Below are 24,380 nucleotides of genomic sequence, written 5' to 3'. Positions count from 1 at the left end.
CCCGGATAAAGAAGGAACTCCTAGCTTATCAACTCCACACTTATCTTGCTGTCCGGCGGGTTAAAGCCGGGCAGGCTGCCTACGGGAACTGTTACCGTGTCGCTGTTGTTTCCCGGGCTGCAGTCTTCGACTCCTAAAGGAGTAGCAGTCACCTTAAAAGTATAGCTGCCTGCCGCGTTGGGCCTGATAACCCAGCTCAATGTTGTGCTGCCGCCCCGGTTCAGGGAAATATATTTGGTGTCATATATGCCGTTGCCGGATATGGTGACCTTTACCTGCACCGGCCCGGCCGGGCCTTCATTATCCCGGCTGATTGTGGCTACCAGGGCGGTATTCATGCCAGCATACCTCTGCTGGCGGGGAGAATAGGTCAAAGATGCGCTTATATCCGTGCACTGCACCGCAGGCGGCATGTAAACCTGTTTGCTGTTGTTGCTCCAGTCCACATCGTCCGGCGGATTGACAGGGTGGATCTTCGCCGTCAAGGTATTGCCGTTCTCGTCGCCGTGCCAGGTGAAGGTGAAGGTCTTTTCTTCCCCCGGCCGGAACTCCACCGGCACCTGCTCGTTCAAAGGCGTGCCGTCGGATGCCGTCGCGCTGTAGCCGTTATTAGTCAACGATAAAGTCGCCTTCACCGGCACGGGGTAGTCCGCGGCCAACCCGTAGACTACAGTCCCGGTGTAGGCCTTGCCCGGTTCGGCTTCCGAAGCTCCGGGATCCAACAATTTGACGTACATATCGGGGGCGATGGGTTTAATCGTCACATCCACGTAATTGTCTTTATAGGTGGATTCCAGCAATCCCCCAAAGGGATTCACAGCCACCCGTACTTTGTAAGGTGTGTCTTCTACTTTGAATTTTAAAGTCACCGGCGCTTTGTCCCACGCTTTCACCGGGACTTTGGCCGCCGTGACATATTCCCCGCCCTCACGTTTTACTCCTACATCAGGGGTCAGATCAGCGGAGCTTTCGTCAGTGAGCATGTATTGGGCTTCCTTCTCTTCGCCCGGAGCCCCGGTTATTTCAACCGGCCCTTCCAGCTTTAAGTTCGCCCACGGCGCTATCGCCCCGATGAAGCCCGGCACCGACGCAGGACTGTTTTTCAGCTGGTCGCTCCAGTCTTTGCCGCGGTAGAAGCCCGTACCACCTGGAGAGTTCTCGTCATAATAAGGGCTCGTCTGCGCCGCCACCTGCCAGTTGTTTGACTGGGGCCCGGGGTTTAAAAGCAGGTGGTAGTAAAAGGTCGCACCTTGGTTGAAGGCGTCCAATGCCCGCAGAAACTGCCTGCTACCGTCGGCGGAAGGTATCAGCCCGTCGGGATACGCCTGGTTTGCCAGAAAAGGCTTCCATTTTGCCGCCTGAACTTCATTCATCCCTTCCTCCTGTGACAAGAAGTCCTGACGTGCAGGTAGGGGAATGTTAACGTACAGCCCCGAAGAGGCATCACCCGCCCAGATGTTATTTTTATCAATTAACCGCGTCTGGGCGGACACGTCAAAATAGTCCGCCAGGAAGCTCAACACATCAGGATTGTCAAAATCGGAGTCCGGCAGGATGACCTTTTTCGTCCCGGACGCCGGGGCCGGGGTCATACCGGGGTTGATAGGGATGTAAAGCTCGTTCAGGCCGTACCGGCTTCCCTCCTGCGCCCATCCCGGCTTGGTCCAGAGCTCACCCCAAACCAGATCCACGTCGCTCAGGCTGATTTCACCCTTATTTCCCTCCAGACTGGCGGTAACAGAATTGGGGTTATACAGTATCACCGGCACGCGGCGGACGAACCAGGTCATGCCGTTGGAGAGGGGTGCATGGGAGTCGGAAGGGGCGCCTTTAGAATATCCTTCACCCTCAACGAAAGCAAAAGCCGGGCTGGCCAATGCCGCCATGAGAAGCAAAAAGAAAAAAGCCCTGAAAAAGGCTTTACGCAGCATGAGAAATCCGCTCCTTTAAAGTTATTTCATATAGCCTACTTGCCGCAGGTATTTTAAATCCCTGTTATCAGGCGTCCCGCCTTGGGTCAACATCCAACGACCGTCAATTTTCTTTAAACGTGCGATAATAATGCCTTTATAACCACTCTCATTTTCTATTTTGCAAACGGCGTAAGCGATAGCATTATGTTTTTCAGCCACTTTGGTTTCGTCAATTTTACCCTGATAATTTTTCCTCCCATCATTTCGGTTGTCATACATAAACCTCCGTGCGCCCTCAAAGTAAGCCCTGGTCACCCGTTTGTAGGGCAGCTTATCATAAAAACTCAAATCTACATTACGCCGGGCTTCAAAGTCTGCTATATCAGCGTTAACGTCTCCTATAGCTTCCATCATCGCCTGCTTCAACTCATCGTCACTCGGCAAATTATTATCCACGCTCTTAGCCACCCTGAGCAGCAGCACCGCCGCCTCACCCCGTAAAAGGTTCTGGTCGGCCCCCAGGACGCCCGGGCTGACGCCTTTCATCAGGCCAGTCTTGCTGGCGTAGATGGCGTCCGGGTCGGAGGTGTCCGTGAAGGTCGCGCCCTGGTCCTTGACCGTCACCTGGTAGACTTTAGCCAGGCGGCCCAGCCACTGCGCCGCCTCCAGCCGGGTAATAGCGGCATCCCAATTCCCGCCTTTGTCGGAGATCACCCCGGCCTTCACTAGGCCGTCTACGGCCCCGTCATACCAGTTCGGCCCGGGAGTGCCACCCGCATCTAAAATGCGGTTCAGCACGGCGGCGAACTCCGCCCGGGTCATGTTGTTGTTGAGCCCCAGGGTGTTATCCGGATAACCGGCGTAAAGCTCGAAGTCGATGGCCTCGATAATGTCGTCCTGGCCCCAGGAAAAATCCTTCGTGATGGTATCCTTATCACTGAAGCGGTACTCCATCTCGGCGTGGGCTGGAATGATAAAGGAGAACAGCATTACCACCAGGGCGGCAAAAAGGGCCGGCTTCTTGAACATGGAAATCATCTCCTTTTAATTATTTAGACGAATTTTGGGGCATATTTGTTCCCTCGCCAAACCTTTCGTTGAGCTCCCGCAGCAGTTCTTCCACTTCTTCTGGCGTCAGGACTTCTTCCGGCAAATACCTCACCTCCCTGTAAAAAGGAATTTTTAGCTTTTCTGTATAATTACTGCAACTATCTGGCAAAGTATAGAATTAGAATACCGTACAAACATTATTGTCAATGGGGCTTAAGGCCCGATTCAAAAATTGTTATGAGAAGGCTATCCTTTTAAGGATAGCCTTCATACGTCTCATACCTCTATAGCTGAAGCTCCCGGAGAATCTCTTCCACTTCTTCCGACATAAATAAAAAATCCGGCCTGGAGCCGGATTGCTGAAAACCCATCCTTGACAAGTGTCACAAAGGGTATGTATACTTTAATTAAGGATACGCAAAACTAAGGCTGTGGGCGCCTCACTCAACCGAGGCTTTTAAACGACCTCTTACTTGTAGGAGAAGTAAGAGGTCGTTTATTTAACCAGGTTGATGATTGAGACAACCAGGGATATCAGAAGCAACGTGGCTATTACAGCTTGAATCGCATCTGATATTGTGATCATCCCGCCTCACCCCCCTTGAAACCGAGTCCCCGGTGGAGTGAGGCCAGCTTGTCTTGCGTATCCTGTACTATTTTAGCATATTTTGGCGCAACCTGCCAGTACTATCTCTCTTTAAGGATTTTGTTTGTATAATTCTCTCTCAAGGGTTTTCTATTAATCTCTCATTTTGCTGAGGGCGCTTTTTCCACAGCACCAAAATCATTTTTGCAGCAACGTAATGATTACGCCGGCAAATCCGGCTATCAAAGTGATTACAGCGCCTATTGTCCAAAATTTTATGCTATCTACCCTGTCTTGAACCAAGTCTAACCTATCCTGAAGCCTGTCAATTTTTTCTTCCACATTATCAATCCTGGCGGATAATTTGAGGTCTACTTCTTTAATCTCTCTGGAAAATTTCTCGTCAAGCCTGTCAATTTTTTCTTGCAGACCGTCAACCCTACCGGATAGTTTCTCATCTAGCCTGTCTATTCTCTGAAGAAGAAAGAAAAATTCGGAAGATGCCAGCCTGTTCGGCGGCTCGTTTGTTGCCGCGATTTCTTTCAACACTTCCTCCGGCATGGCGCTCACCTGCCTTCACCTCCATTCTAGCCAAAGGCTGGCAATTTAGCAAGTCTTTCTCCTTTCCCACTTGCGCTGTTCTACACACCCCTTCCAACCAAAAGAAAAACCCGGCAGTATTGAGCCGCCGGGCAAAAACAGATCAATGTCCAAGTTTATCTTTGATATCGCTAAAAACGTTGCCCACGCTAATTCCTAATGCCTTAGTCACTCCCCAGACCGCAAGCAACAACAGTACCGCCAAGCCGGCGTATTCCAGCAAACCGATGCCGCGCTGGTCGACATACAGCCGTTTTAACACATCGCGCATGAACCATTACCTCCATATTTTAAGTTACTTCAATATCTGGCCGAATTGAATTGTCGCGGGAAAAATCAACAAAAAGAGCAGGGGGCCTACAATAAACAGCAGCAAAGGCAAAGTCATCTTGACCACGGCTTCACCCGCCTGCTTTTCGGCGGCGTAGCGCCTCAAAACCCGCATCTGGGCGGCATGTTCGGATATCGCTTCGGCTATGGGCGTGCCGTAACGGTCGGCCTGGATGATAACCTGTACCAACTGCGACAGCTCATCGACGCCGCACCTTTCAGCCATCTTCAGCAAGGCGTCAGCCCTCCGCGAGCCGGAGGCCATATCGTGGGCGGCAAGCATCACCTCCTTGCCCAGGACGCCGCCGAACCATCTCCCTACCTGCTGGAGGGCCCCGTAGACATCACCTCCTCCCGCGCGGATAACGGTGGCCAGAAGGGTGGAAAACTCCAGCATATCCCGGCGTATTTCCTTCTGGCGGGCGGAAATCCTGCCCTGCAGCCAGTAATCAGGGGCGACATACCCGAACACGCCCAGGAGCAGAAACCAGAAATAAGGAATATTAAAAAGCAGGCTTAAAGCCCCGCCGAGGACCAAAGCCCCTATAGCCACCGCGAGTTTAACCGCCAGGAACTCCAGAGCGTTGAGGTTTTCAATGCCTGCCCAAACCAGCTTTTTTTCCGTCGTCTCCCTCACGTCATCAGGGTAAGCGGCCAAAACGACCGGCAAAAGGGCGCCGGTTATCTGCTCCTTCACGCCTGCCTGTCCCATCCCGGCGGCCGCGCTGCGGCCCATTTCGGCGAAGATGGAAAATCGGCCCCGGCGCTTCAGGTCCAGGTAAACGGTAAAAAACAGCACGGCGACGCCAGTAAAGAAACCTACCGGCAGCGCCGGTACAGCAGCGTTAATCGCCATCACCTCCATTTTCGTTTCAGTATTCGATTTCAATTATCTTCTTAATGACCAGCCAGCCCACCAGTATCAAACCCGATGCGGCAAACAGAAGCACCAACCCCGTGGTGGTGTTAAAAAGCGGGGCCATGTAATCCGGCTGGAGGACGCGCATCCCGCCCACGGCGACAAAGGGCAGGAGGGCCAGGATGTTGGCCGTCAGCCTCCCTTCAGAAGTTATTGAGCCAAGCTGGGCCCTGAAAGCCCTCCTATCCCGGATGCCGTCCGCTATCTGATCATAGACCAGGGCCAGGTCGCCGCCGACCTGCATATGCAGTCCCGTGGCCGCCGCTATCACCTCAAGGTCGCGCGACTTGATGCTCTGCCCGGCCTTTTCAATGGCGGTCATAGTGTTGTCGCCGCTGCGAAGATTGTGGACGATCTTGCCCAGGACTTCCCTGGCCGGCGGGACGGAGGACAGAGCCGCCTGTTCAATCGCTTGCTGGACAGACTGCCCGGCCCGGAGAGAAGCCGCCATCTGCCCCAGGATTATTTCCAGCTGCTCCTCGAACAGCAGGGCGCGTCCCCGGATGCGGCGTTCCACCCAGGCCCGGGGAGCATATATGCCCGCCAGAAGCCCAAAAAGACCTAAAAGGGGCTTCCCGGTCAGCGCCAGGACCGCCACTGCTCCCCCGAGGGCTCCCACCAGGGCGGCAATCGCTATATGCGACGCGGGGATGTCAAGCCCCGCCTGGGCCGCTTTTTTCTGGAGAGAGCTCATCCAACCTTCTTCTCTACCGGCTTCCTGGTGGGAACGCAGCCTGGCTTCCAGCCAGGAAGAGCGGGCCTTTACATCCCGGATGCCTAATAAAAACAATATCACGGCCGCAAAAACAGCCGCGCCGACCAAAAAACCAAAGTCCGTCGCCAATTCCTCCCTTCATAATCGACTGCCGGATCAATTCACGCCTGGTGGCAGTTCCACCCCGTACAAAGCCAGGCGGTCCGTCTTGGTAAACTTCTCCTTCGTCCTCTCCCAATCCCCTTTTTCTGGGTTCCAGACATAGATCTTTTTGATCCCCACCGCCAAGCCGGTGTCCCGTTTCTCCAAACCGGTCACTTCGCAGATATGGTCAACCCTCCTCCTGCCGGTCCTGTCCTTCAAAAGCTGCACCACCAGGTCAACCGAACCGGCGATCATCCCCAGGATGGCTTCGTAAGGCAGGCCCATATCGGCCATCTGGATCATGTTCACCAGCCGCCGGTTGACGGCCTCTTCGGCGCTGTTGGCGTGCAGGGTGGTCATCGAACCGTCGTGGCCTGTCCCCATGGCCTGCATCATGTCGAAGGCCTCGCCCCTGCGGCACTCGCCGACGATTATCCTCTTCGGCGCCATTCTCAGGGCGTCGGCCACCAGGTCACGCTGGGTTATTTCCCCCTGGCCTTCCACATTGGCCGGCCGGGCTTCAAGGCGCCGCACGTTGGAATGCTGAAGCCGCAGCTCCGCCGGGTCTTCGATGGTGATGATGCTTTCGTCCTCCGGGATGTACGATGCCAGCACGTTGAGGAACGTGCTCTTGCCGGAAGAAGTGCCGCCGGACACAATAATGTTCAACCTGCCCTTTACGCAGGCGGCCAGGAAGTCGGCCATTTCCCGGTTTAAAGTCCCGTACTCCAGGAACTTATCCATGGTCATATCCATGCGGAACCGCCTGATGCTCATTGTCGTCCCCTCGACGGCCACCGGCGGGATGTGAGCCATGAGCCTGGAGCCGTCCGGCAGCCTGGCCGACACCCGGGGACTGGACAGGTCCACCCGGCGGCCTGTCGGGGCCAGCATCTTCTCCAGCACGTCCCGGCAGTGCTGCTCATCGCGGAATTTTACCGGCCTGCCGTTCTCATCGGTGGCTTTCATCTCTTTACCGTCGATTTCAATGCGGATCAGGTCCCAGCGCAGCACCTTTATTTCCGTGACCCTTTGGGCCATTTCCCCGGTAAAGAAGGGCTCCAGGGGCCCGTAGCCTAAAAGGTCGTTCACCAGTTCTTCCGCCAGGTTGACAAGAGTAGGTTTGGGAAGATTTACCCCGGCCCCCTCAATTAATTCCAGAACGACTGAACGCACCTTCTGGCGCAGGGCCGGAGAATGACGGTCGGCAAGTTCCTGGAGGGTAAACCTGGCCTGGATCTGCTTCTGGGCCTGGGGCCGGATCTGGTTGAAAAACTCTTCTTTGTTAAAAATGCCAACAGCCTCTTGGTAATCTCTCCCTTCCCTGCTGGCATAAAGCCGTTCCTGCAGGCCGCTCATGGGCCGGTTGCTCAAAGGCATAAGCGCTCTCCCTCCCAATACCTCTTAAATCATGCAAAGCGTTTCTTAAACAGCCCAAGGAACCCCCCTTTTCTTTTCGATGTCCCCTGCAAGCTTTCTAAAAAGACCGGGAAAACCTGGTTTAAAGCCCTTTTTACCGCTAAGCTGAATTCCGCCTGCGGGTGGGAAAGCACGAAGGGCTCGCCCCGCTTGATGGCTTCCATGATGCCCGGCTCATCGGGGAAAACACCCAGGGAAGGATAAGGAACGTAACGGTCCAGCTCGCTTATCTTCAATCCCCCAGGTATATTGTAGCGGTTAACTATGCGGTAGCACTTGGAGGCCACCCCAAGGGCCCTCAAGGTGGTGTTAAGCTGGTTCATGCCGGGTATCACCTGCACGTCCGGCGTGACCACGATCAAAATGTGGTCCGCCGCTTCCGTAGCCGCCCAGGAGACGTCCAGCGTTATCGAAGGCGGCAAATCGATTACCACCAGGTCAAAATTATTGCGTAAAATGCTTATCACCTTAGTGATCAGGGCCTGGTTGACTTCCGCTATTTTTTCCGGCAGGGGCACAGCCGGCACTACCCAGACTCCGGAAACGTGCCGGAACATGAACTCCTGCACTTCCTCCGGGGACGGGTTGTTAGATATATACTGCCAGTTGAGGATGTTCCTGTAGCCCATATCCCCGGTCAGGGCTTTTTCTGGCGTGCCCATGTTCATCTGGATGGTGACGCAGCCGAACTCGTTTAGATCCACAATGGCCACTTTCACCTTCAAACTGGCCTGGGCAGCCGCGGCGCAGGCCATGTTCACGGCCGTCGTAGTTTTGCCCACGCCGCCCTTGGGCGAAGCGACGGCGATGACTTCCCGGCGCACACTCTGCACCTGGGTAAGGGCGCCCTGGCCGCCAAAACGGCCCAAAGGCCCGCTGCCCGGGGCCACCAGGGGCAGCTTCTCCGCCTGTCGCCGCATCTCTTCCCTTATGGCGTCCACTTCCTGCTCAATCATCCCGGCAATATCGGCGGCCGTCATGTTTTTCGTGAACACCTGCCGGACGCCCAACGCCATGGCCCGCCGGTACAAATCCATGGAAGGATTGTCAGTAGCAATAAAAACCACCGTGCCCGGCGACACCCTGGCTACCTGTTCAGCCACATCCAGGCCACTCATATCCACCAGTCCCAGGTCTATCAAAGCGGCATCCGGCGCGCCGTCCCGCGCCATACCGATGGCGTCGCGACCGGACTGGGCCAGGGCCGTAACCCTTATGCGCGGGTGACCTTCAAAGGCCCGGCGTATGCGGTCTCTGTATTCAGGGTCATCATCCGCCACCAGCAGCCGGATAAGATTGTCGGCTCCAAAATACAATGCTTTTCCCCCTTTCTCCTCAACAAAACTTTTCAACATCGCCGCAGCCGCTTTAAAGCTGCGGGAAAATAAAAAACATCCAGACTGATGCGAGATGGAAAACCGTCCAGGTTGCTTTTAAAAGAAAGCCCAAGGGCCATAGCCAAAGCAGCGCCAGCGGCAGGGCAAGAAACGCCAGCGCCGCCCAGGCAAACGCCTCAAGGTCGGCAAGGCGGCACATCATTTGATACGCACCTGAAACAAAGAGCGTAAATCCCAACGAGAAAAAACCGAACATGAACGACGATACCCCGATTGCATATGCATACCCGGCGTAAGAAAGCGCCAAAAGCAAAACTCCGGCCGCAAGCATAAAAAATCTCGCTTCTCCCGCCTTCTGGTGCATTCCTGAACCCATCATACCGGCACCCCTTCACTTTTCTTACTCAAGAGGCCGCAGGGCCGCCAGCACTTTCCCTTTTGTAATAGCAAGTACCACCTTCGGGGCTTTTTCCAGGGGCACGGCCACGACTGCGCTCCCGGGCTCGGAATCATCTTTGGGCGCGGGCGGCGCTTCAACCACCATAACGCCTTCGGCCAGGACCTCAGTAACGGTAGCAGGACCTTCACCCGTCACACCGATTATATCCACCCTGTCACCCACTTCCACCGGCAAGCCTTTGGTGGCATCAGGCGGCAATGCTATGGCACGCCAGTTCCCCTGGCCGGTAAGGGCCAGCCTGGCCGCCAGCGTTCCCCCAGCAGGCGAAAGTTCGGCGATATAACTCGTCCGTATCGGCGTTCCGGCCGCCAGGGCTGTCTTCAAGTGATACCCCACCGTTTTTTCGAAATTGTCGGCATTCACCCTGTCTTTGGGCACTGCCGCCGGGGGCAAATTGATCACCTCGATTTTTTCCTCCGTCAGCCTTTCTCCAACTTTTAGGTCCGTCTTGGCCACAAGAACTGGCACCGTGGGTGCGGCCATACGCACCGCCTGCAAGGCAAAGAACCCAGCCACGGCGGCCGCCATGATAGCTCCCAAAAGGAAAAAGGAGCCGGTTCCCTTGCTGACAAATTTCAATTTGCCGTCATCTCCTTTTTGTTTTTGAGCATATCTGCGATCTGATGGATTTCATAGGCCGGGTATTCCGTGCTGCCTGCCCGGTCTTTCACCAGAATGCCTGGAAAGTCGCCGTATAACGGCAGGCGTTCTCCGGGCCTGATAATGGCCAGGGTATGCCCGGCCGCCCTGGACAAGGCTTTAAAATAGGGGAAGTCATAATCACACTCTACTATTATCCACTTACTTTTAAGTTCAACAGCGGCATTAAGCATGTCTCTCAAGATGCTTAGTAAATCTTCCTCTGGCGGCGTATCCTTAACCCAGGGGTCTAAAAGCCAGGCTGCGATGCCCTGCCAGTACCCTCCTACGCTGGCCCCGCCGATGCGCCAGTCCCGATCCCACATCTCTTCACCTGGGATACCCAGGCGCAAGGCCAGTCCCGGATTGCTGAAATTAGCCTCTATAAGGGCTACTTTAAAGCGCGCCTTTTGCAACGATCTGCAAATTTCAATGGCTACCCCGGCAACGTCCGCCCCCGGCGTCACGCCATAAAGAACCACCATATTTTCCATGGGGACAAAGGAAAAGCCGCCGGTTCTCCTGGCAGGGGGAGGTGGCTGAAGCTTAGGCAAAGACTGCGGCACCGGGGGTGGTACTTCCTGAACAGGGGAAGGCGTGGTAAGAGCTGACAAGCGCGTCGTCTCTAGCCGGGCCGGCGTTTCTACCGGGGCGGCTTTATTAACAACAGCTCCCGGTCTTACCGCGGGGACGCTCTGTACCTCCACAGGGGGTACGGGCGAAAACGCTGGAACGGTTTTGTCCCACGCAGCTACCACCCGGTTGCGGCCGGCCTTTTTAGCCCGGTAAAGCGCCTGGTCGGCGGCTTTGATCATGTCTGGCGGGGCCATGCCGGGCGCGGAAGCCGCCAGTCCGGCCGAAAAGGTGCTGGCCACCTTCCGGCCGCCGATGTCTATCACGTGTTCGGCCCATGCTTCGCAGAGCCGTTGCGCCACCGTCCGGGCTATTTCGCCCTCTGTCCGGGGAAAGATGACGGCGAACTCTTCGCCTCCGTACCGGGCCACGATGTCTGTTTCGCGGACGGATAAGCGTAGGAAACGAGCAAACTCCTTGAGAACGGCGTCTCCGGCTTGGTGACCGTAGGTATCGTTCACCTGCTTGAAATGGTCAAGGTCGCAAATAAGAAAAGCTACCGGCACGTTGTTATTCTGGTAGCTTTCCAGCGCTTCCCGCAGGCACTCTTCCATAAAACTGCGTTTGTATAACCCTGTCAGGTCGTCGCGGACGGCACGACTCCAGAGGGCTTCCAGGCGTTTTTTCCTTGCAACCAGTTTCTTAATAACCTCCGGGGTCAATTCGTCTGCATGCTCATCGGCGCCCGCTTCATATATCGCTGCTATATTGTCGCAATCGTTGCACCGGCCTATGACGGCAACCGGTATGGAAGCAAGTTTGACCCGGCGGCGTAAGTTTTTGAGGTTGCCTGTTACGCCGGGAGCGGCGTGGAGGATAATGCACGTTGGATCTTTTATGTTTATGGCTTTTTCCAGTTCATCTATGCTGGCAAAGCAACTTACCCCGGCAATATCGGTTTTAAATTCACCGAGGGCGTAAAGATGAAGTGGATTTTTAGAAGAAGATGGATCTGGTTTCTCTTGTACTGGCTTAGGAATAATCTCTGCCTTTTTTATACTACAGCCAAAGGAGGGTAACCGGATTTTTGGTAACCTATTTGCAAATAGATTTTTGGGGTTATAACCATTACTGTAATTATTTGATACCTCCTTTCCCTTTTCTTGGGTTAGTGTATCACCAAGTATATATTTCACCAATTCAATTAAATTTTTTGCTGTTTTTCCTTTTCCATAAAGCGAGAGGGGAAGGCGCTGCTTTATAGCTTCGTTGTTAGACTTGGGATCATCAATGATGGCTATATACTGTCCTACGTTAAACTGCCGGGCTATATCCCTAGGATGGTAATAAGCCCGGGAAGTTACACGGTTGATTATCAGTTCTGGTTTATATTGCATCAAGATTTCTTTGATGTGGCCCGGCAAAGCTTCGACACATCTTTTGCTCGGTTCAGCCACTAATATGTTTTTGGAGGCCTTTTCCATGACGGGGAATACATGGGGCAAATATATGTCCCCGCCCAGATCGACAACTATTACTTTAAATAACGAGTCAAAATAATCAAGAATGGCTTCGGCGTTTAAATTGTAATCCGTACTTTTGTCGCGTTCCGGCGCCGGGAGAACAGCCAGACCATACTGGGTTTTGATGAGTGAGGAGGCGGGGTCGCTGAATTCCTGCCAGGTTGTCGTTGTTGGGTAAACCTTTTCTTTTGCTTTTTCCACTAGGAACAATGGGCCTAAAACGCCCCTTGCGCTTAGATCTATGAGCAAAGTTTTTATGCTTTTCTTTGCCGTCCAGGCGCCGATATTTGTGGCAATAAACGTGGCTCCGGCGCCTGGTACCAGGGCAAGGGATGTTACTATTTTGGCCATTTTTTCTGGCCTCCTCAGTTATTTCCCGAAGGTATCTTCAGCCACTCTTCCGGGTTGGCCGGTCGGCCGTTGATGTAAACGCTGAAATGCAGGTGGGGGCCGGTGGAGAGGCCAGTATTACCTATATAGCCGATAACCTGGCCGGCCTTCACCTTTTCCCCTTTTCTTACAGCTACATCCGACAGGTGGCCGTACATGGTCATAAGGCCGCCGTGGTCCAGGATTACGCAAAGGCCATAAGCGCCGTTCTCTCTATCCCAGATCACCTTACCATCTTGCACTGCAAATACCGGCGTGCCTTCCGGCGCCGGTAGATCTATGCCGTCGTGAAAGCTGTATTTTTTTAGAATCGGGTGCCAGCGCATGCCGTAACCGTCGGTGACGGTTTTATATTGGCCTGGGAGGGGCCAAATGCCCTGGCCTACCGGCAGCATGGTGGAGGCGTAGGCCGCCGCCTGGCTCATGACCATATCCACGTACCAGTTGGCGTGGTTATAGGCGAAGATGGCTCCCCGGGGATCGATGGCGAAGCCGTCGGCTTTAAGCATGTTGGCGGCGGCGAAGATGGCGTCGTAGGGGTTATAGGGGTCCATCCGGCCGTCCCCGTCGCCGTCCTGCTTGTATTGCTCCCAGGTGGCCGGCATGAACTGCATGAAGCCTATCGCCCCGGCGCTGGATGGTCCCATATCGCGCCCGAAACCGGATTCTATTTTGGCGATGGCCGCAAGTACCGCCCAGGATACCCCGTACCTTTCCTGGGCTTTAAGGAAAATGGGCAGGTACTGGGTCGGTATATCGGCTACGGCAAAGGCCGTTGGTGCGCCGGACCGGAAGCCGGTGATTTTGCCTTGATCGTCCATTCCCAGGGCCAGGAAAAATATGAGGACCAGGGATATAAGCAGGGTTGTAATAAGAAAAAAGATGCCTACCGCCAGATATTCAATCTTTACGGCCAGGCCCTCCCTGGCCCGGGCCGACGTGGCCAACTTACCGACTTTTTTTGCAGCGCTGGTTGATACTGCTACTACCATTGGGTCCATAAAATATCCTCCCATCAAAAAAAGGAGCCCTGTTTCAGGCTCCCTTCTCCGAGGTCGTTTTTACAAAACCGCCTCTTTTACCCTCTCCCCCTTCAGGGGGAGAGATGAAAGCGGCGGCAAAATATGGTGACAGTGGGTCGCCCGCGAAAGCCGGTGCCACGGATAGAATCGTGGGAAGGACCGAGGCTGAGGCCCGCGATGTTGTAGCCAACCCGAAAGGGCGAGGCGAGAGCGCGGGAGAGGTCGCGGTTGCCGCCGGTAGAACCCCCCGGCTTTAGCCGTGGGGAGCATCAGATTTCATACTAGAGGATGTTTATTTTGCTCACCATAACGAATATGATACTTAGGCATAAACATTCTCCCTCTCTTTCCCTTACTAATTTGCGACTAAAAGAAGAGATTTCCCTGGTAAGTTAAACATAATATCTCCTCCCTCTGAGCTTTTTAGTATTTTTCTGCAAAAATATGGAATATCCTTCTATAATCGCAAGTTGTTCACAAGTAGTAGAGGAATCTTTGCTGCATCTTCAGACATCAGCGCTCCTGGGGCTGGTGGATATTATGAGGGGATGGGGATCGCCTACCCAGCAGGAGGCCCCGGTTGCGCCGGGATTTGCGGTTTATCCTGAGTACCAGTTGTATTGGCCGTACCGTCTACCATAGCTTCAGGCCGCCGAGGTTCCCTGGGCTCAAGGAGCGCTTCCTGGTTGACTATAGGCCGGGAGTTGAGATTGACAGGCTCCGGCGTCTGTTTGGCGGGGCTCCAAGTTTGTCCCTGATTTTGAGCTGTAGCTTTTGAGCCTGTCGCCGGCAGCAAATTGCCGGTTTCCCTGCCCCCTTCCAGGCGTACTCCCCCTGCCGGTTGGCTGATGGCTGGTCCGGCTACGGCCCTGGCTTCTCCCTGGACCCCTTCTTTAACTTTCTTGCCGGCAGTTACGGCCATATTTACGGCTGCTGTCGTCACCCCCTCACCTGCAAGAGTCGCGGCCCCATCAGCAGCGGCGGCAGCCTCCTTCTTCATGGCAGCTTTACCGTTGGCCTGCCTGGAGTTGATGATTCCTTTGGGTATCGCGCCGGCGGTATTCAGGGAGGTATCATGAGCATTTTCTTTGTTTACCAAGATAAAGCCAGTTTCTTCATGGCCGTTGCCCAGTTCTTTGAAGGGATAGCCCTGGGGCGGCCGGCCCTCCCATACTTCCGGCTCCGGTTCAATATCGATGGTAACCGGGCCACCGGGCGGCAGCTGCTTGGCGTTGGAAGGCCGGGACGGCGGGGGCGGCATTTGCTCCCATACGCCGCCTAAAGCAGCGTCTTTGTGATCATCATCAGGAGGGTCTCCTCCCCTCCCCCTGTTATGCCTGGCGATCCACCAGTCGCTGATCATATCGGCCAGGCCAAGGCGACGGGCTATGGCGGCGTTGGCCTGGATTATGCGTTCGGAGACTTTTTCGTGATACCTTGAGGCACCTTCCTGGACGCTCTCCATGATGAGGTTTAAAAACTTTTTGCGGAAGATAGCGGCCGCCAGGAATATAGCGGCTTGCAGGATCATGGCTAATCCTAACATCAGCCAATCACCGCCTTAGTGAAGCTGGTGGCCACCACCAGGACCAGGGACAGGTAGACGCCATAAATGAGCTTGACGGCGAAGAAGCCGATTAAGGTGCGGAAGTAGCGGCTGGCCAGGGACCAGCCGGTTTCCGGGATCATTAGGGCGAATAACGCCAGGGGCAGCATCAGTAGCAGGGCCGCCAGGACGGCCTGACAGACAATGATGCTGAGGCCTACCAGACCGATCAATATTGCAAACCCGATGGCCGGCAGGAGGGACAGCAGGGCCGTTTCGATATGGTTCAGGGTATTGGCGGGGTTGAAACCGATCATGGTCCCCGGATGTTGGCCGTGGTCGATGTCTTCCCTGACTACCAATAAGTAGCGTTTATTGGGCCGGCCCAGGATATCGGCCACGGCGTCTCGGGCGTCGCCGCCGCAGCCCAGGAATAAGGTATCAATGCGCATACCTGGCTGGATCTTGGCCAGGCTTTCGGCCGGGAAGGAACTTTTATCCATTTTTTCATATTCGTCCTGGGTTAGTTTTAGTTTGCTTTCGTCCGCCGTGCCGAACATGGCCACCGCCCATGGCCGGGCGATGATTGTATCCCAGGCCGTTTGCCCGGCGACCACCAGGCCCCGGTCGATTGGATTGCTGATGTTTACATCCTGGCCCTTAGCGGTATAGCTGCTGATGGCGCCCAGGAACAGGCCGGCGGTGCTATCGGTGAACCGGGTGAAGTCGCCGATGAGCTTTTCGGCGTTGGCGCTGAAAAAGAAAACGCCCCCTACGCCTAAAAGGGCGATTAAGAGAGACCCCAGGACGGAAACGGCCTGGCCGCGTAAGAGCTTAAAGACGCTGTAAATCAGTAGCAGGCTCATGCCTAATATGAGCAAAACCGGCGTCAGGTCGTTCTGGGGGTTGGTAAAGATATCGGCCACGCCCCGGGACACCCAGGGGATCATGCCGCTGATGATATCGGTGTGGAAAGCCAGAACCATGACGTTGATAGAAGTTCGGGTTATAGATTTGCTCAAGGAAAATATTAAATTGGCGATCATGTCGCCGATGGCGCTGGTGGCATACTGGGCGGTCGGCACCATGCCCAGGTATTTATCCGGTGCGTAGTGGTAAAAAACGTATCTGCCCAGTGGCCAGTTCTCCCAGATGGCGTTTTCCGGCCTGGCGATTTCTGCCAGGCCGGCGGCGGCCACCCCGGTGCCTACTGTCAGGAGCCCGAAAGGTCCGGCTGCGGTGACGGCCGTAGCCGTCGTAGCCGTGTTCAGGAAGGTGATGCTGGCGATATTGAACATCTGGCCTTCAATGGCCTTCTCGGCTTCGATGTCGCCCTGGAGGTTCCAATCTTTGGCCGGTTGATCGCCGATGCCCGCCAGGGCGGCGGGCATTGGGAGGTTAAAAGCTATGATAAGCGCCAGGAGCAACAGGGTTATCTTCTTCCCCACCTAACCCTTCCCCCTTATTTCCTCAATCGCCTCGCACAAATAAGCGCAGTCGATCCTGGCCCGGACGTGGGAGGCCGCCAGGGCGGCCATGTCGCAGATGGCCTTGATGTCGGCGGCGGAAGCCCCTTCCGTCCTGGCCACCACAGTCTGGTAGTCGGTTTCGTTTAATTCGGTGGGCCTGTTCCGGAGGTAGACTTCAAAGAGCTGCCGCCGGGCGCGGGCACCAGGCAGGGGAAGCTCGATCTTCTGGTCAAGGCGACCCGGCCGCACCAGGGCTTCGTCCAGCACGTCGGCGCGGTTGGTGGCGGCAATGATGAATATCCCTTCCCTGCTGGCAAAACCGTCCAGTTCCCCCAGGAGTAGCTGCAGGAGGATGTCCGAGGCGCGGTTTAAGTCGCTGCCGTCGCGGCGGCGGCCGATGGCGTCGATCTCGTCGAAAAAGATCACAGCCGGCCGGTGACGGCGGGCGTGGGCGAAGAGGTTGCGCAAATTGGCCTCGCTGGTGCCGACGTAACGCCCGATAAGAGAAGAGGCGTTAACGGCATAGAAGGAGCAGCCGAAGTACCTGGCTGCCGCCCGGGCGAAACTCGTCTTGCCGGTGCCGGGAGGGCCGTAGAGCAGGATTCCCCGCGGCAATTCCAGGTTGTACTCCCGGATCTTTTCCGGCTGCTTCAATGGCAGTTCCAGGGCTGTTTTGATGGCGTCAACCGCTTTGTCCAGGCCGATGAGGCCCTCAAAGGCCCCAGGATCCGGCCGCCGGGGCGGCAGGTATTCCACTCCCGGCGGGATGTCTCCGGAAGCGCCTTCTTTTTCTCGGTCTATGTTAGGGCCGGCTTCCTGGTAAGTCCGGTAAGCCTGCTGGTAACTATGCCGGTAGGCGTTTTTGCCATTTATCGCCTGCCTGAAGGCGTGCCAGCCGCCGCTAAAGGCTTCGCTGTATATCTTTAAGGCGCGGCTGACAAAATGATAGATAACCTGGGCTGCGTACCAGAGCCCCAGGAGCATGGTCACCAGCTCGAATTCGGAGCCCCTGGCCGGGAAATAGCGGATAAAGGCGTAGGTAATGATGAAGGCGATGAGGCCGACCAATGCGTTTTTTATGTACTGGCGCTTTTTGTAACTGGCCGCCACCTCGGCCAGGAGGACGAGGACGCCCACCGTCAGGGCGGCGTCAAAGGCGACCCTGCTTAAGTTTTGGGCTGCCACCGCCTGGCGGAAATCGAGGATTACGCCCTTTAGCTCAACCACTTTCAATTTCCTCCTCTTGCTTCCCCGGCGTGGTATCGAACACCTGCAAGAGGTATTCCGGCCGGGGGTCGATGTATACCTGGCCGATACGGCCCAGGGCGTCCTTCATGAGGCACCAGCCGCTCTCCAGGGAACGGAAGAGGTTAGCCAGGCCGGCCCCTTTCTTCCCTTCCTCTTCTTCTACATCGGCACCCAACAGCTCTATATTACTCCGTATCTCGCTTTTATCCTGCGCCCGGAAGCACAGGATGTAGCTGACGTTGTTTTTTATCGTCTGCATATTGGCCACGTCGCTGGCGTTCTGGGTGGCCAGGATAGGAATGGCGTTATAGCTCCTGGCCCCCATGCGGATCAGTTCGTCCAGCAGTCGGGCGCCCTCAGATATGCCGGCCAGCATCCAAACCTCATCAAAGATCTGGCCTTTGATGACCTGGGCCGGTAGGGAGAAGGCCACCTCCCGGGCCATGGCCGCCGCCAGGTAGAGCATCCCTAAGCCCTGGCGCTCGCTTTCGGTAATCCGGCCGGCCAGGAGGTTCTGGGCGGTGCGCGGCAGGGGCAGGCCTTGGAGGCTGACCACCGTGACCGGGGCGATCTCGTTTTCCTTTCCCTTGCCGAATACCAGGTGGCCCAGGGAACCGTCCCGGAGGGATTCTAAAAGCAGAGCGCACTGGCCGGCCTCCCGGGCGACCTGGGGATGGGCCTTCTCCCTGGCCATCCGGTTCAATTCTTCCAGGCAGGCCTGGAGGTTGCGCTCTGCCGGCGGCCGACCAGCTACTCTCTCCACTGCCTGGGATACGGCTACCCGGCGCACGTCGTTGTCGTCGCGGAGGTTTAAAGCAATGCTTAAAAAGTCCAGGGCAATCCCCTTGGCGCGGCGCTCGTCGGCAGCCAGCATGAAGGGGTTCAATTCCTGGTCCCCGCTGGGAGAAAGGTCGATGCGCTTGATGGGGAACAGGCGCTCGTATGCTCGATATTCGTTCTTTTTGGGGTCGATGACGAACAACACGCCGCCGGCCAGGCGGATGAAGTAGCCCATGGTCTTGATGGTCATACTCTTGCCCCCGCCCAGTCCGCCGGTAATAAAGACGGCGTTGGAACGGCCCAATTCCCGGGCGGCGTAGCCAGGCCGCCACCAGACCGGGGCGGCTCCTGACCAACCCAGGAAAAAGCCCTTGCCGTCGCCCGTTTCCAAAGAGATATGGGGACCGGCGGCGGCGATGAAGCCGGGGTCACACTCGATTAACGGCGCTGCCGGTGGGGCGCCTGGGAGGAAAGAGTACAGGCACTTGATCTGGTCGCCTACCGGCCGGACGGCACGGTAGCCGGAAGAAGTGTACCTTTCTATCGTCCTGGCCGCCGTGGCCCTGACTTGTTTCAGGTCTTTGCCGGCCACGGCCAGGGTAACGGCCATGGCCGCTAAGGGCTGGCCGGCCTGGATTTTGCTTTCCAGGAAGCGTCCCTCGGTCAGACCGTATTCTTCGTCTAAGCTTGGTTCATCCCGGCCACGTAAAGTTTCTTCAATCTGGCCTCTCAGAAAGCGCCGCCGGCTTTCTGTTGCCTTTTTGGCTTTGAAGGGCCGGGTAACCCGGAAATGGACGACGGCATCAATGGCCGCTTCGTTGACATCCAGGCTGGCCAGCCATTCGGCCCCTGTCTCCGGTATGCTTTTAGGCAGATCGGGAAAGGTGATGAAAACCTGGTAATGAGTTTCGTCATTGCCTTCGGTGATAGCGATGTAACTTGTGTGTTCTTCCAAAAGGCAGCCGTCGCCGAAGGCGCTGATAAGGGCCGGGGTGAAGCGGCCGGCGTTGCGGGACGGCAAGGGCGGCGGCAGGACTCCCACCCGGCGGGTGTTGCGCCGGATGATGAAGTCCAGATCGCCGAAATCGGCGCGGCCGGCGGTGATGTTGCGGATGCGGTGGTATAATTCTTCTTCAGCTTCCAGGGCCTCCTGCAGGCGCCGGGGTGAGAGCAACCACTTTTCCGACCGCAGGAAAGTCCCCAGGGCCAGGTCGCGGGCTTCAGCCAGCAATGTTTTAATATCATCTAGTTGTGGATCCAGGCGCAGCTGCAAGACCAGGTAACGGCGCCGGCGGCGGGCGCCGTAGCTCAAAGCCTGGCGCACGGACCGGGCGTGGCGGGAGGCCTCCAGGGCCACTTCCCGGGGGAGATCGTAAGAGACACCGGCCGCCGCCAGGTAGCCACCTTCATCCAGGCGCAGTTCCTCGCAGAGCAGGAGAATCTGGCCTTTACCCTCATAGCCGTAAAAGCTCTCTTCCAGGCGTTTGATAACCATCTGCCTTTCCGCCAGGGGCAGGTGGTTGTAGGCCTCGCCTTTGAGGCGGTAGACGGCGTAGGCTTCGCCCTGGTTATTGAAGACGATGTTGTTCTTGAAGGCATTGAGGGGGAATTTCACGGATATCCCTCCAAAACAAAGAGGCTGGAACTATCTCTTCTTTCACAATGCCTGTCTGCCCGTATAATGGGTGATTGTGATCGCGATTAACATAGCGCACTAACACTCTTCCACCTCCATTACCTGCCACTCCAAGTGCTGACGGCGGTGGCGGGCGATGGCCCGGCCAGAGTAGTCGGTCAGCTTCGGCCGGGCGAGGTATTCAGCCAAGCCCAGAATGAACAAGGGTAAGAACTTGCCCTGGGGATCGGGCTGGGACAACAACACGGCCGCCGCCCCGTCAACGATTACTGCCCCGATCCAGGGGTGAACCGGATATAGTAGGCGGCCCAGGGGCCAGAGAGGCAGGTAGAGTACCGCGAACATGGCCAGGGTTTCCAGGGATAACCCCCGCGGCAGGGTGCGGTCGCCGATGTTATGGATCTTGAACCTGATATGGAATAGCGACTTGTAACTTTTGAAAAGGCGTGTTTCCTGTTTCTCCATAATAGCAGCCACCTCAAAAAAAGAGGCAGCCCGCATAAAGGCTGCCTTATGCCTCAAAAAGTTAGTTCATGGTGATGAGCTGGTACTGCCGCCAAATAATGCAACAACCGCTTTACCAATACTATCCATAACCCCCGGCGTAGTTATTGCGATTAAAACGGCGCCGACAATAATTATGACTATCATGGCCGCTACTTGATTTTTAAAGAAAGCCCACATTGCCCCTACAAGGACACCGATCATGACCAATATCTTGGCCAAATCCAGAATGCTCTGGGCGCCGGCCTTGAGGTCGTAGGCGTAAGCGATAGACGGGGCCAGCATGGCGCCGGCGAAGGCCAGGGTAGCTAGAAGCGTGGGTCCCAAGCGCACTAGAAGGGGAAAATAGCGGTTGAAACGCAAGGTACATCAACTCCTTTGGGAAGTAAAATATATTAAGGCCGCGTCACTGCGGCTGGGCGCTTAGGTCCTCTACCAGATAACTCCCCCTTTCCATTTTGATTTTGAGAAAAATTCTTTGCGTCAGGCGCCCAGCTCCGGTCGCGGATATCGTTGCCCAGACGCAGGCCCTGGTGGGATTAGTGCTGTTGTCTACAAGCACTTCATCGACACTCTCCAGCTTCCAGCCGCCAACGGCGGTTACCGAGGCGCCCGGCGCCAGGAAGTTTGCCAGGGACCCTCCGGTATAATAGAGGTTTAGGAACTGGTTGATGAAGGTTATAAATGGTTGGGAGGCGCTTTCGTTATACCCAGGTTCTTTAATCACCCCTTCCCCCTGATTGTTGGCGATAACCACTGGAAGGCCAACGGCTTGGGCCTGGTTTTCTTTTACCTGCACCGGCACTTCTACCTTGAGCAGATAATCCCTCCATACCGGGATCGCCTTCTGCTGGTCCAACGTCCCACCCTGCTTCCAGCGCAAGAGGTCTTCCTGGGTTACAGGGACGTTTACCGGGGCAGCGGCCTGGGCTTCGGCCGGAGTGACCGGCACCAGCCGGCGCAGGTGCAGCAGGACCTGCACCCGGTACTGCGGTTCTCGGCCGGTTACCGATACGACTGAGGCTGATACCACTTCCTGGATGCCGTCAGGGAGGGTGAAGCTGCCGGCGTTTTTAAAGAAGGCTCCTAGGCGGCGGTTGTAATCATCAGGACTGCCGTTCCAGGTGGCCCATTCTACGGCCAGCGCCCGGGCGACTTCCCGGGCGCTATTGATGGCCTGCTCTTGATTGCGGGTAATGGCGTTAGCTGCAATCTTGCCGGCGGCCAGGCGGACGATGTTGGCGCTACGGATCGATAAAAAGGCGCCGCCGAACAGCAGCAGCCAGAAGAGCCCTCCAGCCAGCCAGCGGTATAACAGCTTCTTTTCCGTTAGAAAACACCCCCTTCCCCGATCACATCCCTGGTAATGTCCAGGGTGTTGTTAAACCCTTCACGGGTTAGATAGTTACGCAAGCTGAAATATTGGTCTTTCAGGTTGCCCTTCTCATCCCGGACCAGGACCCGGCTACCGGAAAGCCAACAGTAGCGGCCGTCCATTTCTGCCGCTTCTTTTTTGGTCCAGCCTTCCAGGCGCCAGGTTTCTATCTGTGCGCTGGATGGATCGGCTATTGCCTGCAGTAAACTCGGCACGGTGTCCATAAGAGCGCCGGAAACCGTGACTTTTATTATCTTGCCGTATTTATCTCTTTCGGCCTGCACCAGGGCGTACATGGCGGCCGGTCCCTCTTCTTCCGGAGCACCACCGCCGGGATGGATAGCCTCCATAAAGGCGTCCAGGTTCTTGCGGACAAGGGGGGCTTTTTCGATATAGGAGTTGTTATAACCGAGGAGGCCCTCATAGAACTGCCAACCACCTACCCCTGCCCGCAGGTCGTTGGTGGCCGCGTTATCTTTAGTGACCACCCATTTGTCGTTCCAGGATTTAGCCAGCTCGGACCGCATCCTGCCGGCCAGGCTGCGGCTGGCATCGTCGCTCGGGTTGGTGATCTCGCCGGCCAGCCGGCTTACTTCTTCAGGGGTTAACCTCCTATCCTGGCGGATACCAGCCGCCTTTTGCAGGCCGGCCAGGACATCTACCAGGTCAGTTACCTGGCTGAGGTTGAATTTGACGATGTGATCGGTGGTGACGGTCTTGCCGAAGGCGTACCAGGGGGGCGTTTCTATCGGGCAATCAGCAATTTCGACTTTGTTGGTTTCGATCACCTCCTCCTTCTGCCCAGGCCAGGCCTGGTACGGCCCTTCCACGGCCACCGTTTTGTTGACGGCTCCGGCCAAGCTGTCGCCGACCTGGTAGTTGACCGGCGCCACCAGGTGAAATTTGCGGGAGTCCACCAGCTGCCAGCCGCTGTTGGGCTCGTAGACGTAGATGGAGCCGAAGATGACGGCCAGGTTGCGATGGGGGTCGAAAGTTACTACCTTGCCAAAAACACGGGCCTGCTTGTAGTAGACGCCGTTGGGGTCTTGATAGGGTTGGGCGGCTGCCGGAAATATGGGAACTCCGATGATAAGGAGCGCAAGTAATAACGGAACGAGAAGCATGGGTTTACGCATAAAGAAAACCTCCGTGGACATTGGGGTAACGAGAAAGGGAAAATAGATATAAAAAACGAATATACAAAAGAAAACCCCTGCTACAAACCTCCTCAATAAAAGCCGGTTGCAGGTTACATGGAAAGGAGACCTGACAGATGGATATAGGCTCGATTTTTAAAGAAATCTTTAATCTCCTTAAATATCCCCCCAGAATTTTACTGGTTATAATGGTTCTTATAATTACCAGGCACTTCGATCCAGATTCGTTCACAGCAGCTTTGGCCCCCATTCAGGGTTCAATTCCCGTTGCCCTAAATATACTAAAAGTTATTACTCTCGCTACAGCCATATACGGTATGATAGGAGGTATTCTCACCCTCTGCTGCTGGATGCTAGAATTAGCAGGAATTTTCCTGGAACGGTATCAGATTAACGTGACGCTCCCCCCTGGATGGCATTATCGGACAATTAACGATATCATCCTATATGGTTTTTCTTGGATGTGGGTATCGGTATCTCTAATCTATTTTCTCGGCGGAGAAATACAGGTTGCGCTGCTATTTAAGGTCTTTTCCAGCCGCCTCCCTTTTGTTTTCCTTATGTTATTTGTTATCCTTCCTGCCATTGTGAGCGCAGTACTTCTAATCCAGGTGATCTTGGATGAGCTAATAACTCCAAGCCCTATTCCTAAACCTATGGAGATTAAAATTGTAGATCCAGTGCCCATTAAAAAAACTGAAAACTTATAGCTCCCCTTCTTCCAAAGTATATTAATCTCCATCGCGTTGGTCATTTTCCCATAACCAATAAATGAAATATATAGAAACCCAAGTTAAAAGGACTATACAGCCGACTAAAAAACGATTGGTTGTACCCAACCCGGGAAGCCAAGCCACAAACGCGCCAAGCATCGTACCTGTAATCGAAGTAAGAATAAACCTGGAAGCATATCGCAGCCCCAAATCCCTCTTAGAGTCATTTTTATAATACATCCCAGGTGGTGGAAAATCCCAAATGTGTTTTAATAAACTTATCACAGCTTTAAACCTCATAAACCTCCCGCCCATCTTATAACTAATAAAGC

21 protein-coding genes are annotated in these 24,380 nt (G+C 55.4%); 1 reads left to right on the top strand and 20 read right to left on the bottom strand.

What is annotated here, in order from left to right; all coding sequences use genetic code 11:
- Nucleotides 1-20: 20 nt before the first annotated feature.
- The 20 genes from E308F_RS05340 to E308F_RS05245 form a co-directional block, all read right to left on the bottom strand.
- Nucleotides 21-1,931, bottom strand: coding sequence for a hypothetical protein (locus tag E308F_RS05340; RefSeq protein ID WP_141263874.1), 1,911 nt, complete (start codon nucleotides 1,929-1,931; stop codon nucleotides 21-23).
- Between the two features lie 21 nt (nucleotides 1,932-1,952).
- Complete coding sequence (locus E308F_RS05335) at nucleotides 1,953-2,942, bottom strand: S-layer homology domain-containing protein (RefSeq protein WP_141263873.1); 990 nt, start codon at nucleotides 2,940-2,942, stop codon at nucleotides 1,953-1,955.
- 805 nt (nucleotides 2,943-3,747) lie between these two features.
- Nucleotides 3,748-4,110, bottom strand: coding sequence for a hypothetical protein (locus E308F_RS05330; protein WP_141263872.1), 363 nt, complete (start codon nucleotides 4,108-4,110; stop codon nucleotides 3,748-3,750).
- Nucleotides 4,111-4,252: 142 nt separating this feature from the next.
- Nucleotides 4,253-4,420, bottom strand: coding sequence for a pilus assembly protein (locus E308F_RS05325; RefSeq protein ID WP_141263871.1), 168 nt, complete (start codon nucleotides 4,418-4,420; stop codon nucleotides 4,253-4,255).
- A gap of 24 nt (nucleotides 4,421-4,444) precedes the next feature.
- Nucleotides 4,445-5,335, bottom strand: a complete 891-nt coding sequence (locus E308F_RS05320; RefSeq protein ID WP_172613835.1) for a type II secretion system F family protein — start codon at nucleotides 5,333-5,335, stop codon at nucleotides 4,445-4,447.
- Between the two features lie 16 nt (nucleotides 5,336-5,351).
- Nucleotides 5,352-6,242, bottom strand: a complete 891-nt coding sequence (locus tag E308F_RS05315) for a type II secretion system F family protein (RefSeq protein WP_141263869.1) — start codon at nucleotides 6,240-6,242, stop codon at nucleotides 5,352-5,354.
- A gap of 27 nt (nucleotides 6,243-6,269) precedes the next feature.
- Nucleotides 6,270-7,637, bottom strand: a complete 1,368-nt coding sequence (locus E308F_RS05310) for a CpaF family protein (RefSeq protein ID WP_141263868.1) — start codon at nucleotides 7,635-7,637, stop codon at nucleotides 6,270-6,272.
- A gap of 29 nt (nucleotides 7,638-7,666) precedes the next feature.
- Nucleotides 7,667-8,992 carry an AAA family ATPase gene (locus E308F_RS05305; protein WP_172613834.1) on the bottom strand — a complete coding sequence of 442 codons (1,326 nt, stop codon included), beginning with the start codon at nucleotides 8,990-8,992 and terminating at the stop codon, nucleotides 7,667-7,669.
- 52 nt (nucleotides 8,993-9,044) lie between these two features.
- Nucleotides 9,045-9,392 (bottom strand): hypothetical protein, encoded by a 348-nt coding sequence (locus tag E308F_RS05300; protein WP_141263866.1) that lies wholly within the window; start codon nucleotides 9,390-9,392, stop codon nucleotides 9,045-9,047.
- A gap of 21 nt (nucleotides 9,393-9,413) precedes the next feature.
- On the bottom strand, nucleotides 9,414-10,052 hold the full coding sequence (cpaB, locus tag E308F_RS05295) for a Flp pilus assembly protein CpaB (RefSeq protein WP_141263865.1): 639 nt from the start codon (nucleotides 10,050-10,052) through the stop codon (nucleotides 9,414-9,416).
- The gene (locus E308F_RS05290) at nucleotides 10,049-12,559 is read right to left on the bottom strand and encodes a diguanylate cyclase (RefSeq protein WP_141263864.1); all 2,511 of its coding nucleotides are present in this window, start codon (nucleotides 12,557-12,559) and stop codon (nucleotides 10,049-10,051) included. Before E308F_RS05290 ends, cpaB begins: the two co-directional genes overlap by 4 nt.
- Nucleotides 12,560-12,573: 14 nt before the next feature.
- A complete protein-coding gene (locus E308F_RS16715; protein ID WP_277997632.1) occupies nucleotides 12,574-13,599 on the bottom strand; it encodes a peptidoglycan DD-metalloendopeptidase family protein in 1,026 nt (341 codons plus the stop codon).
- 580 nt (nucleotides 13,600-14,179) lie between these two features.
- The gene (locus tag E308F_RS05280; protein WP_172613833.1) at nucleotides 14,180-15,166 is read right to left on the bottom strand and encodes a hypothetical protein; all 987 of its coding nucleotides are present in this window, start codon (nucleotides 15,164-15,166) and stop codon (nucleotides 14,180-14,182) included.
- Nucleotides 15,166-16,614, bottom strand: a complete 1,449-nt coding sequence (locus E308F_RS05275; RefSeq protein ID WP_141263863.1) for a hypothetical protein — start codon at nucleotides 16,612-16,614, stop codon at nucleotides 15,166-15,168. Before E308F_RS05275 ends, E308F_RS05280 begins: the two co-directional genes overlap by 1 nt.
- Entirely contained in the window at nucleotides 16,615-17,862 is a 1,248-nt protein-coding gene (locus tag E308F_RS05270) for an ATP-binding protein (protein WP_141263862.1), read from the bottom strand.
- Nucleotides 17,855-20,278, bottom strand: coding sequence for an ATP-binding protein (locus E308F_RS05265; protein ID WP_141263861.1), 2,424 nt, complete (start codon nucleotides 20,276-20,278; stop codon nucleotides 17,855-17,857). The genes E308F_RS05270 and E308F_RS05265 overlap by 8 nt, the downstream gene beginning before the upstream one ends.
- 99 nt (nucleotides 20,279-20,377) lie before the next feature.
- Entirely contained in the window at nucleotides 20,378-20,764 is a 387-nt protein-coding gene (locus E308F_RS05260) for a conjugal transfer protein (protein ID WP_172613832.1), read from the bottom strand.
- A gap of 66 nt (nucleotides 20,765-20,830) precedes the next feature.
- Nucleotides 20,831-21,166: a hypothetical protein gene (locus tag E308F_RS05255; RefSeq protein WP_141263859.1), complete on the bottom strand. Its 336-nt coding sequence runs from the start codon at nucleotides 21,164-21,166 to the stop codon at nucleotides 20,831-20,833.
- Between the two features lie 43 nt (nucleotides 21,167-21,209).
- The gene (locus tag E308F_RS05250; RefSeq protein ID WP_141263858.1) at nucleotides 21,210-21,947 is read right to left on the bottom strand and encodes a conjugal transfer protein; all 738 of its coding nucleotides are present in this window, start codon (nucleotides 21,945-21,947) and stop codon (nucleotides 21,210-21,212) included.
- Nucleotides 21,948-22,132: 185 nt separating this feature from the next.
- On the bottom strand, nucleotides 22,133-23,314 hold the full coding sequence (locus E308F_RS05245) for a hypothetical protein (protein ID WP_141263857.1): 1,182 nt from the start codon (nucleotides 23,312-23,314) through the stop codon (nucleotides 22,133-22,135).
- 137 nt (nucleotides 23,315-23,451) lie between these two features.
- Between E308F_RS05245 and E308F_RS05240 the strand changes: the two genes are divergently transcribed.
- Entirely contained in the window at nucleotides 23,452-24,045 is a 594-nt protein-coding gene (locus E308F_RS05240; RefSeq protein ID WP_141263856.1) for a hypothetical protein, read from the top strand.
- Nucleotides 24,046-24,380: the final 335 nt, after the last annotated feature.

It is taken from the genome of Moorella sp. E308F, from assembly GCF_006538365.1.
Lineage (GTDB): Bacteria > Bacillota > DSM-521 > Neomoorellales > Neomoorellaceae > Neomoorella.
This window is presented reverse-complemented; position numbering and strand designations above follow the sequence as displayed.

Bases quoted from the DNA above. Each gene is read 5' to 3' on its own strand.
- E308F_RS05330 (WP_141263872.1), bottom strand. From the start codon at position 4,110: ATGCCGGAGGAAGTGTTGAAAGAAATCGCGGCAACAAACGAGCCGCCG.
- E308F_RS05335 (WP_141263873.1), bottom strand. From the start codon at position 2,942: ATGTTCAAGAAGCCGGCCCTTTTTGCCGCCCTGGTGGTAATGCTGTTC.
- E308F_RS05325 (WP_141263871.1), bottom strand. From the start codon at position 4,420: ATGCGCGATGTGTTAAAACGGCTGTATGTCGACCAGCGCGGCATCGGT.
- E308F_RS05245 (WP_141263857.1), bottom strand. From the start codon at position 23,314: ATGCGTAAACCCATGCTTCTCGTTCCGTTATTACTTGCGCTCCTTATC.
- E308F_RS05320 (WP_172613835.1), bottom strand. From the start codon at position 5,335: ATGGCGATTAACGCTGCTGTACCGGCGCTGCCGGTAGGTTTCTTTACT.
- E308F_RS05260 (WP_172613832.1), bottom strand. From the start codon at position 20,764: ATGGAGAAACAGGAAACACGCCTTTTCAAAAGTTACAAGTCGCTATTC.
- E308F_RS16715 (WP_277997632.1), bottom strand. From the start codon at position 13,599: ATGGACCCAATGGTAGTAGCAGTATCAACCAGCGCTGCAAAAAAAGTC.
- E308F_RS05280 (WP_172613833.1), bottom strand. From the start codon at position 15,166: ATGTTAGGATTAGCCATGATCCTGCAAGCCGCTATATTCCTGGCGGCC.
- E308F_RS05340 (WP_141263874.1), bottom strand. From the start codon at position 1,931: ATGCTGCGTAAAGCCTTTTTCAGGGCTTTTTTCTTTTTGCTTCTCATG.
- E308F_RS05300 (WP_141263866.1), bottom strand. From the start codon at position 9,392: ATGATGGGTTCAGGAATGCACCAGAAGGCGGGAGAAGCGAGATTTTTT.
- E308F_RS05240 (WP_141263856.1), top strand. From the start codon at position 23,452: ATGGATATAGGCTCGATTTTTAAAGAAATCTTTAATCTCCTTAAATAT.
- E308F_RS05310 (WP_141263868.1), bottom strand. From the start codon at position 7,637: ATGCCTTTGAGCAACCGGCCCATGAGCGGCCTGCAGGAACGGCTTTAT.
- E308F_RS05290 (WP_141263864.1), bottom strand. From the start codon at position 12,559: ATGGCCAAAATAGTAACATCCCTTGCCCTGGTACCAGGCGCCGGAGCC.